Annotated in this window: 13 protein-coding genes and 1 tRNA gene; 10 read left to right on the top strand and 4 right to left on the bottom strand. The window is 73.0% G+C overall.

The window, feature by feature from the left end; translation table 11 throughout:
• Positions 1–33 precede the first annotated feature (33 nt).
• The gene (locus tag ACFWIC_RS14715) at positions 34–1638 is read left to right on the top strand and encodes a polysaccharide biosynthesis protein (protein ID WP_380518583.1); all 1605 of its coding nucleotides are present in this window, start codon (positions 34–36) and stop codon (positions 1636–1638) included.
• Positions 1639–1767: 129 nt separating this feature from the next.
• On the opposite strand, the gene ACFWIC_RS14710 is transcribed toward ACFWIC_RS14715, so the two are convergent.
• On the bottom strand, positions 1768–2262 hold the full coding sequence (locus ACFWIC_RS14710) for a MarR family transcriptional regulator (RefSeq protein WP_329879141.1): 495 nt from the start codon (positions 2260–2262) through the stop codon (positions 1768–1770).
• A 111-nt stretch (positions 2263–2373) separates the two neighbouring features.
• On the opposite strand from ACFWIC_RS14710, the gene ACFWIC_RS14705 reads away from it, so the two are divergent.
• Entirely contained in the window at positions 2374–3240 is an 867-nt protein-coding gene (locus tag ACFWIC_RS14705) for a methyltransferase domain-containing protein (RefSeq protein ID WP_380518580.1), read from the top strand.
• Positions 3241–3246: 6 nt separating this feature from the next.
• Here ACFWIC_RS14705 and ACFWIC_RS14700 read toward each other — a convergent pair whose 3' ends face one another.
• Positions 3247–3849 (bottom strand): TetR/AcrR family transcriptional regulator, encoded by a 603-nt coding sequence (locus tag ACFWIC_RS14700; protein WP_327680125.1) that lies wholly within the window; start codon positions 3847–3849, stop codon positions 3247–3249.
• A gap of 173 nt (positions 3850–4022) precedes the next feature.
• Positions 4023–5048 carry an acyl-CoA desaturase gene (locus tag ACFWIC_RS14695; protein WP_380518577.1) on the bottom strand — a complete coding sequence of 342 codons (1026 nt, stop codon included), beginning with the start codon at positions 5046–5048 and terminating at the stop codon, positions 4023–4025.
• 307 nt (positions 5049–5355) lie between these two features.
• On the opposite strand from ACFWIC_RS14695, the gene ACFWIC_RS14690 reads away from it, so the two are divergent.
• From ACFWIC_RS14690 to ACFWIC_RS14655, 8 genes are all read left to right on the top strand, one after another.
• A tRNA-Gln gene (locus ACFWIC_RS14690) sits at positions 5356–5429 on the top strand.
• Between the two features lie 138 nt (positions 5430–5567).
• The gene (glmU, locus tag ACFWIC_RS14685; RefSeq protein ID WP_380518574.1) at positions 5568–7037 is read left to right on the top strand and encodes a bifunctional UDP-N-acetylglucosamine diphosphorylase/glucosamine-1-phosphate N-acetyltransferase GlmU; all 1470 of its coding nucleotides are present in this window, start codon (positions 5568–5570) and stop codon (positions 7035–7037) included.
• A gap of 205 nt (positions 7038–7242) precedes the next feature.
• Positions 7243–8220 (top strand): ribose-phosphate diphosphokinase, encoded by a 978-nt coding sequence (locus tag ACFWIC_RS14680; protein ID WP_329879137.1) that lies wholly within the window; start codon positions 7243–7245, stop codon positions 8218–8220.
• Between the two features lie 307 nt (positions 8221–8527).
• The gene (locus tag ACFWIC_RS14675) at positions 8528–9112 is read left to right on the top strand and encodes a 50S ribosomal protein L25/general stress protein Ctc (protein ID WP_329947832.1); all 585 of its coding nucleotides are present in this window, start codon (positions 8528–8530) and stop codon (positions 9110–9112) included.
• Between the two features lie 148 nt (positions 9113–9260).
• The gene (gene pth / locus ACFWIC_RS14670) at positions 9261–9842 is read left to right on the top strand and encodes an aminoacyl-tRNA hydrolase (RefSeq protein ID WP_380518571.1); all 582 of its coding nucleotides are present in this window, start codon (positions 9261–9263) and stop codon (positions 9840–9842) included.
• A 382-nt stretch (positions 9843–10224) separates the two neighbouring features.
• The gene (locus ACFWIC_RS14665) at positions 10225–10497 is read left to right on the top strand and encodes a hypothetical protein (protein WP_329947830.1); all 273 of its coding nucleotides are present in this window, start codon (positions 10225–10227) and stop codon (positions 10495–10497) included.
• 99 nt (positions 10498–10596) lie between these two features.
• Positions 10597–11118 (top strand): SigE family RNA polymerase sigma factor, encoded by a 522-nt coding sequence (locus ACFWIC_RS14660; RefSeq protein WP_380360720.1) that lies wholly within the window; start codon positions 10597–10599, stop codon positions 11116–11118.
• Positions 11108–12067 (top strand): hypothetical protein, encoded by a 960-nt coding sequence (locus ACFWIC_RS14655; RefSeq protein WP_329947829.1) that lies wholly within the window; start codon positions 11108–11110, stop codon positions 12065–12067. Before ACFWIC_RS14660 ends, ACFWIC_RS14655 begins: the two co-directional genes overlap by 11 nt.
• Before the next feature lie 115 nt (positions 12068–12182).
• Here the strand turns inward: ACFWIC_RS14655 and ppc are convergent, their stop codons facing one another.
• On the bottom strand, positions 12183–14996 hold the full coding sequence (gene ppc, locus ACFWIC_RS14650; RefSeq protein WP_380360718.1) for a phosphoenolpyruvate carboxylase: 2814 nt from the start codon (positions 14994–14996) through the stop codon (positions 12183–12185).
• Between the last annotated feature and the right edge of the window lie 62 nt (positions 14997–15058).

Below are 15058 nucleotides of genomic sequence, written 5' to 3'. Positions count from 1 at the left end.
AGGTCCGTCAGGTCAGGGAACTCCGGAGGACACATGTCGCCGCACAGCACTTCCGCACGCCCGCACACGGCCGGGGAGGGCGCGAACCAGGGCGAGAGCGCCCAGGACGGGCTCCCGGGCGCCTCACTGCCGGCTTCGCGCGCCCCGGCCGCGCCGCCGACGGGGTTGCGGACCCTGGTGGTGGGCGCCGGTGCGGCGGGCACCGCGCTGGTCCGCGACCTGGGCCGCGCACCCGAGTTCGGTCTCGTGCCGATCGGCCTGCTCGACGACGACCCGGCCAAGGCCGGCCGGTCGGTGGACTCCGCCCCCGTCCTCGGCACCCTCGCGGAGCTGACCGGGCTCGCCGTCGAGTACCGGGCCCAGGTCGTCGCCCTGGCCATCCCCGGCCTCGCCCCGCAGCGCGTCCGCGCCCTGGCCACCGCCGCCGCGGCCGCCGGTGCCGCCGTCCGCTACCTGCCGTCCTTCCTGGCGGCGCTCCGCCGGGAGGTGGTCGGCTCCGACATGCGCAGCCTGGACGTCAACCGGCTGATCGGCCGGCACGAGGTGCACGTGGTCTCGGCCGACGTCCGTGACGTGATCGAGGGCCGGCGGGTGCTGGTGACCGGCGCCGGCGGCTCGATCGGCAGTGAACTCTGCCGCCAGGTCCAAGCGTTCAACCCGAGCGCGCTGTACATGCTGGACCACGACGAGTCCAACCTGCACCGGCTCCAGCTGGACATCTGGGGCGAGGCACTGCTCACCGACGAGTCGCTGGTGATCGCCGACATCCGGGACCGGCCGCGGATCCAGCAGATCTTCCGCGACCTGGAGCCCGAGGTGGTGTTCCACGCGGCCGCGCACAAGCACCTGCCGCTGCTGGAACGGCACCCCAGCGAGGCGGTGAAGTCCAACGTGCTCGGCACCGACCACCTGGTGGAGGCGGCGCTGGCCACCGGGGTGGAGCGGTTCGTGCTGATCTCCACCGACAAGGCGGCCGACCCGACGTCGGTGCTCGGCGCCAGCAAGCGGCTGGCCGAACTGATCGTCCAGGCGAACGCCCGGGACGCGCGCAACCTCGGCACGGGCGTGTTCTCCGCCGTCCGGTTCGGCAACGTGCTCGGTTCGCGCGGCTCGCTGCTCTCGGTGCTGGCCGAGCAGCTGCGCAGCGGCGGCCCGGTGACGGTCACCCACCCCGACGTGACGCGGTTCTTCATGACCATCGAGGAGGCCGTCGGCCTGGTGCTGGAGTCCGGCCGGATGGCGCGCGGCGGCGAGGTGTTCGTGCTGGACATGGGGGAGCCCGTGCGGATCGTCGACCTGGTGCACAACTTCGCCGAGCAGGTGCAGCTGGCCCGGGACGAGGTCGAGATCCGCTACACCGGACTGCGGGCGGGGGAGAAGCTCAACGAGGCGCTGTTCTCCGAGGGCGAGGAGCGGCAGCCGACCGCGCACGCCCGGATCTACGCGACCCTGGCCGAGTCCGGCTCCGGGCCGGAGGACCTGGCGGGCGGCCTGACGGGGCTGTACGAGGCGGCGGCGGTGAACAGCGACGACGAGGTGCGCCGCCGGCTGGCCGAGCTGCTGCCGGGCTACCGGACACCGGATCCCGTGCCCGCCCCGGTGCCGGCGCTCAGCGCGCCCTACCCGGACGGCTTCTGAGCGGGGCCCGTCCCCGCGGACCTCCGGGGTTTCCTCCACCGGGTCGGAAGGCCCGGGTCGGACGGTTCCGGGTCGGAAGGCCCGGGTCGGACGGTTCCGGGTCGGGAGGTCCGGGCCGGACGGTTCGGGTCAGGGGATGTTGTCGAAGGGGGCGACCAGCTGCCGGAGCAGTCCGGCGAGTTCGCCCCGCTGAGTGCCGGTCAACTGGGCGAGCAGCTCGCGCTCGTGCGCGAGCAGTCCGGCGAGTGCCTGGTCGGCGCGGTCGCGTCCGTCGTCGGTGAGGCGGACCAGGACGCCGCGCCGGTCGTCCGGGTCGGGTAGCCGCTTGACCAGGCCCTTGCCGGTGAGGCGGTCGATCCGGTTGGTCATGGTGCCGGAGGTGACCAGGGTCTGGGTGAGGAGTTGGCCGGGGGAGAGCTGGTACGGCGAGCCGGCCCGCCGCAGCGCGGTCAGGACGTCGAACTCCCAGGGCTCCAGCCCGTGCTCGGCGAAGGCCGCCCGACGGGCGCGGTCGAGGTGCCGCGCGAGCCGGCTGACCCGGCTGAGCACCTCAAGTGGTTCCACGTCGAGGTCGGGGCGCTCTCGGCGCCATGCTGCGACCAGCCGATCGACCTCGTCCTCCATGGCGATCAGTGTATCGGGGGTTGTGTCGATGTGAAGTCTCTTGACATCGAGAATTCCAGGGCGGACGCTTCGACTGGATATCTTGATGTCGAGAGACTTGGGAGGTGGGCCATGTCCGCACCCGTCTGGGACCCGGACCAGTACCTGCGCTTCGCCGACGAACGGACCCGCCCGCTGCGCGACCTGCTCGCCCGCGTCCCCTCCGTGCCGAACGAACCCGCCGCCACCGTCCTCGACATCGGCTGCGGCCCGGGCAACTCCACCGCCGTCCTGCGCGAACGCTGGCCCGGGGCGCGGATCACCGGGGTCGACAACTCCGCCGAGATGCTCGCCGCCGCCCGCGCCGGGGGCGGGGAGCCCACCGCCGACTACCTGCTCGCCGACGCGGCCGGCTACGACCCCGCGGCGGCGGCCCCCGACCTGATCGTCTCGAACGCGGCCCTGCAGTGGATCGGCTTCGAGCCGGGCGGCCGGTCCGGGCCCGGGGACTCCCCGGCGGGGGACGGCGGGCGGGGAGCGGCCGGCGGGCACCTCGACCTGCTGCGGCGCTGGGCCGCGGCGCTCAGGCCCGGCGGGGTGATCGCCTTCCAGGTGCCCGGCAACTTCGGGTCGCCCAGCCACGTGCTGCTCGCCGAGCTCCGCCGCAGCCCGCGCTGGCGCGAGTCCGTGGGCGGGAACGCCGTCCGGGCCGGCGTCCACCGACCGGACGAGTACCTCCGGACGCTCGCCGAGGCCGGCTGCACCGCCGACGTCTGGGAGACCACCTACAGCACCCTGCTCACCGGCGACGACCCGGTGCTGGAGTGGGTCAAGGGCACCGCACTGCGGCCCGTGCTCACCCGGCTCGCCGACCCGGCCGACCGTTCGGCCTTCCTGGCCGAGTACGGCGCGCTGCTCCGGGAGGCATACCCGGCCGGGCCGCACGGCACGGTCTTCCCGTTCCGCCGGATCTTCGCCGTCGCGGTCCGGCGGGGCTGAGCGGGCTCAGGCCTTGCGGTCGCCGACCAGCTTGGGGTGCCGCTCCATCCCCTCCAGGCCGTGCCAGGCCAGGTTCACCAGGTGGGCGGCCACCTCGGCCTTCTCCGGCTTGCGCACCTCCAGCCACCACTGGCCGGTCAGTGCGACCATGCCCACCAGCATCTGCGAGTACATCGGGGCGAGCCGGGCGTCGAACCCCCGCGCCTTGAACTCCAGCCCCAGGATGTCCTCCACCTGCGTCGCGATGTCGCTGATCAGCGACGCGAAGGTGCCCGTCGACTGGGCCACCGGCGAGTCCCGGACCAGGATCCGGAAGCCGTCCGTGGACGTGTCGATGTAGTCCATCAGCGCGAACGCGGCCTGTTCCAGCAGCTCCCGCGAGTGCCCCCCGGTCAGCGCCCCGGTCACCATGTCCAGCAGCAGCTGCATCTCGCGGTCGACCACCACCGCGTACAGCCCCTCCTTGCCGCCGAAGTGCTCGTACACCACGGGCTTGGACACCCCGGCCCGCTCGGCGATCTCCTCCACCGAGGTGCCGTCGTAGCCGCGCTCCGCGAACACGATGCGGCCGACCTCCAGCAGCTGCTCCCGACGCTGCTTGCCGGTCATCCGTACCCGGCCGCCACGGCGGCGCGGTGCCGGCGCAGCACCGTCCGCCCCGGCGGCGGCACGCGGACGGGCCTGCGCCGGATCGGGCGCCGCGTCCGTCCGCGTGCTCCGGTGGCCGCCTGTGCTGTCTGCGCTGCTCCCGTTCACCCCTACATCATGCTGCAGGCGGGCCCTCATGCGGCGCGGCGGGCGGCGATCCGCTGTGCGTCCGGCCAGCGGACGTCCCTGGCCCAGCCGGCCAGCTCGAACCAGCGGATCAGCCGGGCCGAGGAGTCGATCTGTCCACGAAGGACGCCGTGCCGGGCCGAGGTCGGGTCGGCGTGGTGCAGGTTGTGCCAGGACTCGCCGCAGGAGAGCACGGCCAGCCACCAGACGTTGCCGGAGCGGTCGCGGGAGCGGAACGGCCGGTGGCCGACCGCGTGGCAGATCGAGTTGATCGACCAGGTGACGTGGTGCAGCAGTGCCACCCGGACCAGCGACCCCCAGAAGAAGGCGGAGAGCGCGCCCTGCCAGGAGAGCGTGACCAGCCCGCCGACCAGCGGCGGGATGAGCATCGAGAGGGCGGTCCAGAGCCAGAACAGCCGGGAGATCCGCCTTATGGCCGGGTCGCGGATGAGGTCGGGGGCGTACTTGAGCTGGGAGGTCTGCTCCTCGTCGAAGAGCCAGCCCATGTGGGCCCACCAGAGGCCCTTGAGCAGCGCCGGGACGGACTCGCCGTAGCGCCAGGGCGAGTGCGGGTCGCCGTCCTTGTCGCTGTACCGGTGGTGCTTGCGGTGGTCGGCCACCCAGCGCACCAGCGGCCCCTCGATCGCCAGCGAGCCGGCGATCGCGAGGGCGATCCGCAGCGGCCGGTTGGCCTTGAAGGCGCCGTGGGTGAAGTAGCGGTGGTAGCCGACGGTGATGCCGTGACAGGTGAGGAAGTACATCACCGCGGCGATCGCGAGGTCGGTCCAGCCGAGTCCCCATCCCCAGGCCACCGGGACGGCGGCGACCAGGGCGGCGAACGGGACGGCGATGAAGAGGCCGAGTGCGATCCGCTCGGCGGCCCCCTGCCGCTCCCCGCCGCGGGTGGCGGAGAGCTGCGGCGGGCCGGGGTCCGGGGAGTCGGCGTCCGGGGAGTCGGAGTGCGGGGGGTCGGCGTGGGGGGTGGCGGTGGAGCGCGTGGAGTCGGCGCGCGCCTCGCCTGCCTGGATGCTCATGGGTGTCCCTTGCGGGGGAGAGGACGGGAGGCTACGTTCGCGTAACCTACGGAATCGTAGGTTGTGCCCCGCCAACAAGGGAATACGCCGCCGGGCGGCGCATGGGTGAATTCACCCGACTGGATGGCTGACGTCCCGATCCGGCCCGTGTCCACCCGCCCGGCCGCGGAACACCGGTGACGCCCACCGCGGCTGCCTGGTCATCACCGCGCGGGGAGGCGCCCGTCCCTGCCGTCGGATCGGGGTCGGAGGATTGGTGCAGCGGATACCCAGGACGAGGTCGACTCGGGTAGGGTTTCAGCGACTGTCCGCCGTGGTGTAATGGCAGCACAGGGCCCTTTGGAGGCCTTTGTCTGGGTTCGAATCCTAGCGGCGGAGCCACCCCGCGCCTCGACTGCGCGTGTCACCCGGCCGCCGGTATTGTCTGGGCTGTCCGGCGGACTGTGCGAAGGCGACCGGCCTGTTGTCCCGGCCGGGCTGCTCTGCCCTCTCTGTGAACCGAATGAGGAGCCTCCCCCCGTGAGTGCCAATTCGCCCGCCGCCGTTGTCGTGCTTGCCGCCGGTGGCGGGACCAGGATGAAGTCGAACAGCCTGCCGAAGGTGCTGCACGAGGTGTGCGGACGGTCCCTGGTCGGCCATGCGGTGGCGGCCGCGGAGGAGCTGACGCCGGGCCAGCTTGTCGTGGTGATCGGCCACCTCCGGGAGAAGGTCCGGGAGCACCTGGCGGCCCGTCATCCGCAGGCCCGAGCCGTCGTGCAGGAGGAGCAGAACGGCACCGGGCACGCCGTGCGGACGGCGCTGGAGGCGCTGGCCGCCGACGGGATCGAGCTGGACGGCACGGTGATCGTCACCACCGGGGACGCGCCGCTGCTGACCGGGGAGACGCTGCGCGCCCTGGCCGACGCGCACGACGCGCAGGGCAACGGCGTCACCGTGCTGACCGCCGTGGTGCCGGACCCCTTCGGCTACGGCCGGATCCTGCGCGACGGCGTGGACGGCGCGGTCGCGGCGATCGTCGAGGAGAAGGACGCCTCGGACGCCCAGCGGGCGATCGACGAGATCAACTCGGGGGTCTTCGCCTTCGACGCCGGGCTGCTGGTGCAGGCGCTCGCCGAGGTGACCACCGACAACTCGCAGGGCGAGGAGTACCTCACCGACACCCTGCAGATCCTGCGCAAGGCGGGCCACCGGGTGGGCGCGGTCGTCGCCGCCGACTACCGGGACATCCTCGGCATCAACGACCGGGTGCAGCTGGCCCACGCCCGCCGGCTGCTCAACGACCGGCTGCTGGACCGCGCGATGCGGGCCGGCGTCACCGTGGTGGACCCGGCGACCACGTGGTTCGACGTCCAGGTGTCGTACGAGCCGGACGCGGTGGTGCTGCCCAACACGCAGCTGCAGGGCGGCACGCACCTGGGCGAGGGCTGCGAGGTGGGCCCCAACTCGACGATCAAGGACACCCGGATCGGCGCCGGCGCGCGTGTGACCAACACCACGGCGGACGGCGCCGAGGTCGGTGACCTCGCCGTCGCCGGGCCGTACGCGTACCTGCGGCCGGGCGCGAAGCTGGCCCGGAAGGCGAAGGTCGGCACCTACGTCGAGGTGAAGAACTCCGAGCTGGGCGAGGGCGCCAAGGTGCCGCACCTCTCGTACATCGGCGACGCCACCATCGGCGAGGGCGCCAACGTCGGCGCGGCCTCGGTCACCGTGAACTACGACGGGGTCCACAAGCACCGCACCGTCATCGGGGCGCACTGCCGTACCGGTTCCGACAACATGTTCATCGCTCCCGTGACGGTCGGTGACGGCGCCTACACCGCGGCCGGTTCGGTGATCACCAACGACGTTCCGGCGGGCGCGCTCGGCGTGGGCCGGGCACAGCAGCGGAACATCCCCGGCTGGGTCGAGCGCAAGCGCCCCGGAACGACATCGGCGCAGGCCGCGGCGGCTGCCACGGCCGCCGGCCGGGAGGGCTCGCCGGAGGCCTGACCGGTCGGGTGCCGGTCCGGCAGATGGTCCCGGGGCGGACGGTTTCTGTGCGGGCGCGTAACCTTGGGGTCATGCGTGCGCCGCAGGGCCTACCGCCCGTGTCCAGGCGTACCGACAATTCCCCGACTCCCTCCCGCAGGCAGGCGCGAGCCTGCCTGTGCGGTGCGGACGGGTTCAGCGTCAGCAACGCGAGGAGACGGTGGCAGTGAGCGGGATCACCACGTCGGGCGAGAAGAAGCTGAAGCTCTTCTCCGGCCGTGCCCACCCCGAGCTGGCGAGGGAGGTGGCCGAATCGCTGGGGACCGAACTCGTCCCGACCAAGGCCCTGGACTTCGCCAACGGTGAGATCTACGTCCGTTTCCTGGAGTCGGCGCGAGGCGCGGACTGCTTCGTGATGCAGAGCCACACGGCTCCCATCAACCAGTGGATCATGGAACAGCTGATCATGATCGATGCTCTCAAGCGGGCCTCGGCCCGGAGCATCACCGCGATCCTGCCGTTCTACGGGTACGCCCGCCAGGACAAGAAGCACCTGGGCCGCGAGCCCATCTCGGCCCGCCTGGTGGCCGACCTGCTGCGCCAGGCGGGCGCCGACCGGCTGATGGCCGTGGATCTGCACACCGCGCAGATCCAGGGCTTCTTCGACGGCCCGGTGGACCACCTGTTCGCGCTGCCGCTGCTGGCGGACTACGTGGGCGGCCGGGTCGACCGGGCGAAGCTCACCGTGGTCTCGCCGGACGCCGGCCGGGTGAAGGTCGCCGACCAGTGGTGCGACCGTCTGGACGCGCCGCTGGCGATCATCCACAAGCGCCGTGACATCACGCAGGCCAACACCATCCTCTCGGCCGACGTGGTCGGTGACGTGCAGGACCGGGTCTGCGTCCTCGTCGACGACATGATCGACACCGCCGGCACGATCTGCGCCGCGGCCGACGCGCTCTTCGAGAACGGCGCCGCGGACGTCCTGGTGGCGGCCACCCACGGTGTGCTCTCCGGCCCGGCGGCCGACCGGCTGAAGAACTCGCGGGTCAGCGAGTTCGTGTTCACCAACACGCTGCCGACCCCGGCCTCGATCCAGCTCGACAAGATCACGACGCTGTCGATCGCCCCGTCGATCGCGGCCGCCATCCGCGAGGTGTTCGAGGAGGGCTCGGTCACCAGCCTCTTCGAGGGCGTGCACTGACCTTCGCGGGTGCGCACCGACCGAGCCCCGTGCAGGCGGCCCCGGTTCCCTCGGGAGCCGGGGCCGCCGCCGATTTCGCGAGAGGCCACCGGTCCGGTTAGACTCGTGAAACTGCTCGGCGAGGGATGCCGTGTGCCTGCTTGCCGGGTGCCCGCTCCGTGATCGACGCGCTGCCGGCGCCGGATTTTCCGGGCACCGGCAGAAGTCGTTGCGCCGCCGAGTGACCCCCGAATGTTACGAGGGTGTGGTCCCGGCGGTTTTTTCGCATTGCCTGCACCCCGCGCCAGCTTTTACGAGGAGTGCAGTCGTGTCCGAGATCCGCATCGCCGCTGAGACCCGTTCCGAGTTCGGCAAGGGTGCCGCCCGTCGCGCCCGCCGTGCCGGCTTCGTCCCCGGTGTCGTCTACGGCCACGGCCTCGCGCCGGTTCACCTGAACCTGCCCGGCCACGACCTGATGATGGCCCTGAAGACCCCGAACGCCCTGCTGGTCGTGCCGATCGAGGGCAAGGACGAGTTCGTCCTGCCGAAGGCCGTCCAGCGTGAGGCCATCAAGCGCACCATCGAGCACGTCGACCTGCTGCTGGTCAAGCGCGGCGAGAAGGTCACCGTCGAGATCCCGGTCCAGGCCGAGGGCGAGCTGGCCCCGGGCGGCAACCTGCTGGAGCACGTCCTGCAGGCCCTGCCGGTCGAGGCCGAGGCCACCCACCTGCCCGAGGCCGTCACCGTCTCGGTCGAGGGCCTGGAGGCCGGTGCCTCCATCCACGCCAAGGACATCACCCTGCCGTCCGGCGTGACCCTGGCCGTCGACGGCGACACCGTCGTGCTGCAGGTCATCGCCGCCCAGGCCGCCCCGGCCGAGGCCGAGGCCGAGGCCGAGGGCGCCGAGGCCTGAGCCTTTCGGCAGGCTTCCCGGCAGGCCCTTCGACCGGCCTGTCGACCAGCTTGAGACCGCTGCCCCGGTCGCTCCCCGTACTGGGAGCGGCCGGGGCAGCGGTGCGTCCGGGATGATGGCGGTGCAGGTGACCACGAGGAGCGGTGGGATGAGCGAGGACGTGTACGAGGGCCCCTGGCTGGTGGTGGGGCTGGGCAACCCGGGGGAGCAGTACGCCAGGAACCGGCACAACATCGGGTTCATGGTGGTGGACCTGCTGGCGCAGCGGATGGGTGCCAGGTTCAAGGCGCACAAGAGCCGGGCCCAGGTGGCCGAGGGGCGGCTGGGCGGGCACCGGGTGGTGCTGGCCAAGCCGATGTCGTTCATGAACCTCTCCGGCGGCCCGGTCACCGCGCTGCGGGACTTCTACAAGGCGCCGACCTCGGCGCTGGTGGCCGTCCACGACGAGCTGGACGTCGACTACGCGGCGCTCCGGCTGAAGTCGGGCGGCGGGGACAACGGCCACAACGGGCTGAAGTCGATCACCAAGTCGCTGGGTCCGGAGTACCACCGGGTGCGGTGCGGGATCGGCCGCCCGCCGGGCCGGATGGAGGTCGCGGACTTCGTGCTGAAGGACTTCTCCGCCACCGAGCGCAAGGAGCTGGAGTGGTTCGTGGACCGCTCGGCGGACGCGGTGGAGGCGCTGCTCTCGGAGGGTCTGGAGCGGGCCCAGTCGACGTACAACTCCTGACCGCCGCCGTGTGAGTCGCGTCACGGCCCGGGCCGGTCGGGGCAGGTCCGGCAGGTTCGTCGGGGCCGGTCGGGCGTCGTCCGGCCGGGTCCGCGCCGGGGCCGTCGGCGTGCGGCGGGGCGGGCCCGACCTGCCGTGCGGCACCGTCGGGGCGGCCCGGCGCCGTGCCGCGGGCTGCGTACGAACGGGCGGCGGGGGGCTGCACAACAGTCGTGCAACGCTTGGTCGTCCAAACCTGAATGCGTGTGAGAAGGCTGTGCGGATCGGATAGCGTCAGGCCAGTACGCGAACGGGTTCTGGGGAGTTCTCGATGCGGAGTTTGCGGCCGGTCCGACGCCTTCGGCGGATCCGGGTGGTTCGACTGAGGAAGCTCGGACGGCGGGTGGGCACGGCGGGTGCGCTGGGCACCGCCGGCGCCCTGGGTGCGGCCGGCGTGCTGCTCTCCGGCGGTGTGGCGCACGCCGATCCGGTGGCGGATCCCGATCCGGGTGTGGTGTCCCCGGAGCCGGTCTCGGCGCAGTTCGTCGGCCCGGTGCTCGGCGGCTCGGTCGGCGGTGACGCGGGCCTGCTGGCCGTCGGCGGCGGCCTGGTCGTGGCCGCGGGCGGCGCGGCCCTGTGGGTCAAGCGCCGGCGCGCGGGCGATCTGACGGAGTGACGGAGAACGGAGGGGCCGGGTCCGAGGTGCGGACGCCGGCCCTTCCGGCATTTTCCCGCGGCTGTCATCCGTTCCCGGCGGCCGGGGCGTCCTGTGGGCATGAAGCGCGAATCGATGCGGCCGGACGGCACCACGGGTGACCCGTTCGACGAGTTCGTCGCGGCGCGGTACCAGGCGCTGCTGCGTGGCGCGTTCCTGATCACGGGGGACGTCCACGACGCACGGGACCTCCTGCACGACGCCCTGGCCCGGGTGTACGCCCGGCGCGGCGCGATCCGGGACCCCGGCGCGACCGAGGGCTACGTCCGCAAGGCGATGGTCCGCACGCACGTGTCGCGTTGGCGGCGGACCCGTCGTGAGGTGCTGACGCCGCAACTGCCGGACACCCCGGTGGCCGCGGTCGACGCACGGGACGAGCAACTGGAGCGGGCCCTGAGATCACTGTCGCCGCGTCAGCGGACGGCGGTGGTCCTGCGGTACTACGCCGATCGGTCGGTGGCCCAGGTGGCCGAGGAACTCGGGTGCTCACTGCCGACGGCCAGGACCCACCTGGCCCGCGCGATGAAGACGCTTCGACAGGAACTGGCACCGGCGAAGGAGATGGTGGGCCATGACGGCTGAGGACAGGGACGGTCGGGGCGCCGCGGACGGCGCTGCGGACCGGTTCGAGGAGGAGCTGGTCGTCCGGCTCGGGGCACGGGCCCGGTCGGCGGGGGGCAGCCCGCCGCTGGCGGAGCTGAGGGCCGCCGGCCGGCGCCGGTCGCGGCAGGGGCTGGCGCTGCGGGTGGCGGCGGGGGCGGCGGTGCTGGCGGTCGGCATCGGGGCGCTGACGCAGGTGGGGGTCGGCGGGGCCGGGGCCGCCGGGCCGGCGGGTCCGGCCGCGGCCGGGGCCACCGGCTGGGGACCGCCCCCGCCGACCCCCGGAGGGACGTCGTCGCAGACCCTGCACCCGCAGCCGTCGACGTCGAGCTCCATCGACACGGGAGGGATGCTCGGGGTCTGCGCGGGGGGCCCGGCCGCGCTGCGGCTGCCCACCTGGGAGGAGGCGCACGCCCCGTCGACCCCGCCCTCGACGCCGCCCTCGACCCCGCCGACCACCACCGCGGGGCCGACCCTGCCCGCGTCGCCGAAGCCCGGGTCGAGCACGAGCGGGGGCCAGGTCAACCGCCACCCGATCGACGTGTCCGCCGACATCAGGCGAATCGGCTCGGGGAGCTACCCGGAGCACTACTTCGGCGTCTGCAGTGACCTGGGGACCGGCGAGGTGTACGTGATGCGGGTCCCGGGGAGCGAGCTCGACCAGGTGGTGCTGAACACCGTTCCGCACCTCGGGGTGGGGATCAACTTCGTGGACGTGCCCGGATCGCGGAAGTTCTTCCACGCGCTGGCGCAGCGGATCGAGGTGGACGACCGGGACTACTGGGCGGAGCGGAACGTGACGATCTCCGACGTGTACGTCTCGGAGGACGGCACCGGCGTGCTCGTCGTCACCGCGCAGGCCCCGACCGCCCGGGCGGACGTCCTGGCCCGGTACGGGCCGCTGGTGATCGAGGTGCGGCCGCTGGACTGACCGGCAACGGGCGGGCCGGACGTCGCCGGACCGGCCGGGCGCCGCTCGTCCGGCCGGGGACGGCGGAGGGCCCCGCGGCACGCGCCGCGGGGCCCTCCGGGTGTTCCGGCCGGGGTCAGCCGGTGTTGCGCAGACCGGCGGCGATGCCGTTGACGGTCAGCAGCAGGGCCCGGGCCCGCAGCGGGTCCTCCTTGCGGCCGGTCGAGGCCTCCTCGCGCTGGCGGCGCAGCAGCGCGACCTGGAGGTAGGAGATCGGGTCCAGGTAGGCGTCGCGGACGGTGAAGGTCTGCTTGAGCACCGGGTTGCGCTCCAGCAGCTCGCTCTCCCCGGTGAGCCGGAGGACCTCGCGCAGGGTCACGTCGTGCTCGGCCACGATCTGGTCGAAGACGTGGTGCAGCTCGGCCGGGACCAGCTGCTCGACGTAGTGGCGGGCGATCCGCAGGTCGGTCTTGGCCAGCGTCATGGCGACGTTGGACAGGAAGTTGCGGAAGAAGTGCCACTGGCCGTACATCTCGTCGAGCACGTCGCCGAGACCGGCCTCGCGGGCGGCGGCGAGGCCGGCGCCGACGCCGTACCAGCCGGGGACGATCTGGCGGGACTGGGTCCAGCCGAACACCCACGGGATGGCGCGCAGGCCGTCCAGACCGGCGCCCGAGTCGGGGCGGCGGGACGGACGGGAGCCCAGGTGCAGCGAGGCGAGCTGGTCGACCGGGGTCGCGGCGAAGAAGTACTTCGGCAGGTCCTCCTGCTCGACCAGGGCCCGGTAGGAGGTGTGCGCGGCCTCGGAGACGCGGTCCATGGCGGCGTCCCAGCGGGCCAGTTCCTCGGGGGCCTGGCGCGGGGCGGTGTGCAGCGCGGAGGCCGCCAGGGTGGCGGAGATGGTCAGTTCGAGGTTCTCGCGGGCCAGCGAGGGCAGCAGGTACTTGTCGGAGATCACCTCGCCCTGCTCGGTGACCTTGATCTCGCCCTCCAGGGTGCCCCAGGGCTGCGCGAGGATCGCCTCGTGCGAGGGGCCGCCGCCGCGGCCGACGGTGCCGCCGCGGCCGTGGAAGAGCCGCAGCCGGATGCCGTACCGGTGCGCGACGTCGCGCAGCCGGCGCTGGGCGCGGTGGATCTCCCACTGGGAGGTGGTGATGCCGCCGAACTTGGAGGAGTCGGAGTAGCCGAGCATGACCTCCTGGACGTCGCCGCGCAGCGAGACGAGCAGCCGGTAGGAGGGGTCGGAGAGCATCTCGTCGAGGATCCGGTCGGCCTGCTGGAGCTCGTCGGTGGTCTCCAGCAGCGGCACGATGCCGATCTTGGCGATCCCGGCGTGCAGGTCGATCAGGCCGGCCTCGCGGGCGAGCACGGTGGCGGCGAAGACGTCGTCGGCGCCCTGGCACATCGAGATGATGTAGGACTCGACGATCTCGTCGCCGAAGCGCTCGAAGCCCTCGCGGATGGTGGTGAAGACGCCCAGGGTCTTGGCGCCGGCGGGGTCCAGCGGGGCCGGCGTCGGGGCGAGCGGGCGCCGCGAGCGCAGCTCCTTGGCGAGCAGCCGCTGCCGGTACTCCCGCGGCATGTCGGCGTAGCGCCAGGCCTCCTCGCCGAGCCGGTCGAAGAGCTGGCCGAGCGCGTGGTGGTGGGCCTCGGCGTGCTCGCGGACGTCCATGGTGGCGAGCTGGAGGCCGAAGGCCTCGACGGTGCGGATGGCGCGGGCGAGCCGGCCGTCGGCGATCAGCTCGCCGCGGTGGGCGCGCAGCGAGTCCTGGATCAGCCGGAGGTCGGCGATCAGCTCGCGGGTGCCGAGGTAGTCGCGGCCCTTGACGTGCGGGGTGCCGTTGGCGAGCCGCTCGCGGGTGTTCTCCAGCTTGAGCCGGACACAGGTGGCCTTGAGGCGGTACGGCTCCTCGGCGTTCATCCGCTTGTAGCGCGGGCTCAGCTCGGGGAGCAGCTGCAGATCGGCGTTGAGCGAGGCGAGCAGCTCGACCGAGGCGCCGGCCAGCCGCTCGGAGGTGGAGAGCGAGTTGCGCAGGTCGTCGACGGCGGCGAGGGCGTCCTTGATGCCGTACTCGTGCTGGAGGTTGAGGACGTCCCAGGTGACCTGCGGGGTGACGTTGGGGTTGCCGTCGCGGTCGCCGCCGATCCAGCTGCCGAAGGTCAGCGGACGGACGCCGTCGGGGAGGGCGAGGCCGACCCGGGCCAGCTCCTCGTGCAGCTCCTCCAGGACCGCGGGCACGGCTTCGCGGTACAGCTCGTCCAGGTAGTAGACGGCGTTGCGGGCCTCGTCGGTGGGCTCGGGGCGGGCGATCCGCAGCTCGTCGGTCTGCCAGAGCAGGTCGATGACCTCGGCGAGGCGGCGGTCGGCCTGGCGCCGGGCCGAGGAGGTGCGCGCCGGGTCGGCGTGCGAGAGGCCGGCGGCGATCTCCTCGCGGTGGATCCGGTCGAGCAGTTCGCCGATCCGGCGGAGCTTGTTGAGGACGCTGCGGCGGGCCGCCTCGGTGGGGTGCGCGGTGAAGACCGGGCGGACCGCGAGGTGGGCCAGGGTGTTCTGGAGGTGCTTGGGGTCCGCCTCGGCGAGCTGGTCGGCGGTCTGCTCCAGCAGCGAGCCCTCGCGGGCGCGCCGGGTGGCCAGCTCGCGGCCGCGGTGCACCTGCTCGGTGACGTTGGCGAGGTGGAAGTAGGTGGAGAAGGCGCGCACCAGCTTGGCGGCGGTCTCCAGGTCGATGTCGGAGAGCAGTTCGGCGGTGGCCTCGCCGTTGGTGCGGCTCAGCAGACGGACCTGTTCGACCAGGCCCAGCAGCTGGGGGCCCTCCTGGCGGACCAGAGTCTCGCCGAGCAGGTCGCCGAGGCGGCGGATGTCCGCGCGCAGGGCTGAGTTGTCGGCGACCGGGCCGGCTGCGCCGACTGCGGTTTGGCTGTCCGCCGGGGTGGGGACCGGAGCGGTCACGGCTGGCTCCCTCGGGGTGGTGGGGTGTTCGGCAACGGCTCATCGTCACAGGTCCGCCCGCG

It is taken from the genome of Kitasatospora sp. NPDC127035, assembly GCF_042726075.1.
GTDB lineage: Bacteria > Actinomycetota > Actinomycetes > Streptomycetales > Streptomycetaceae > Kitasatospora.
This window is presented reverse-complemented; position numbering and strand designations above follow the sequence as displayed.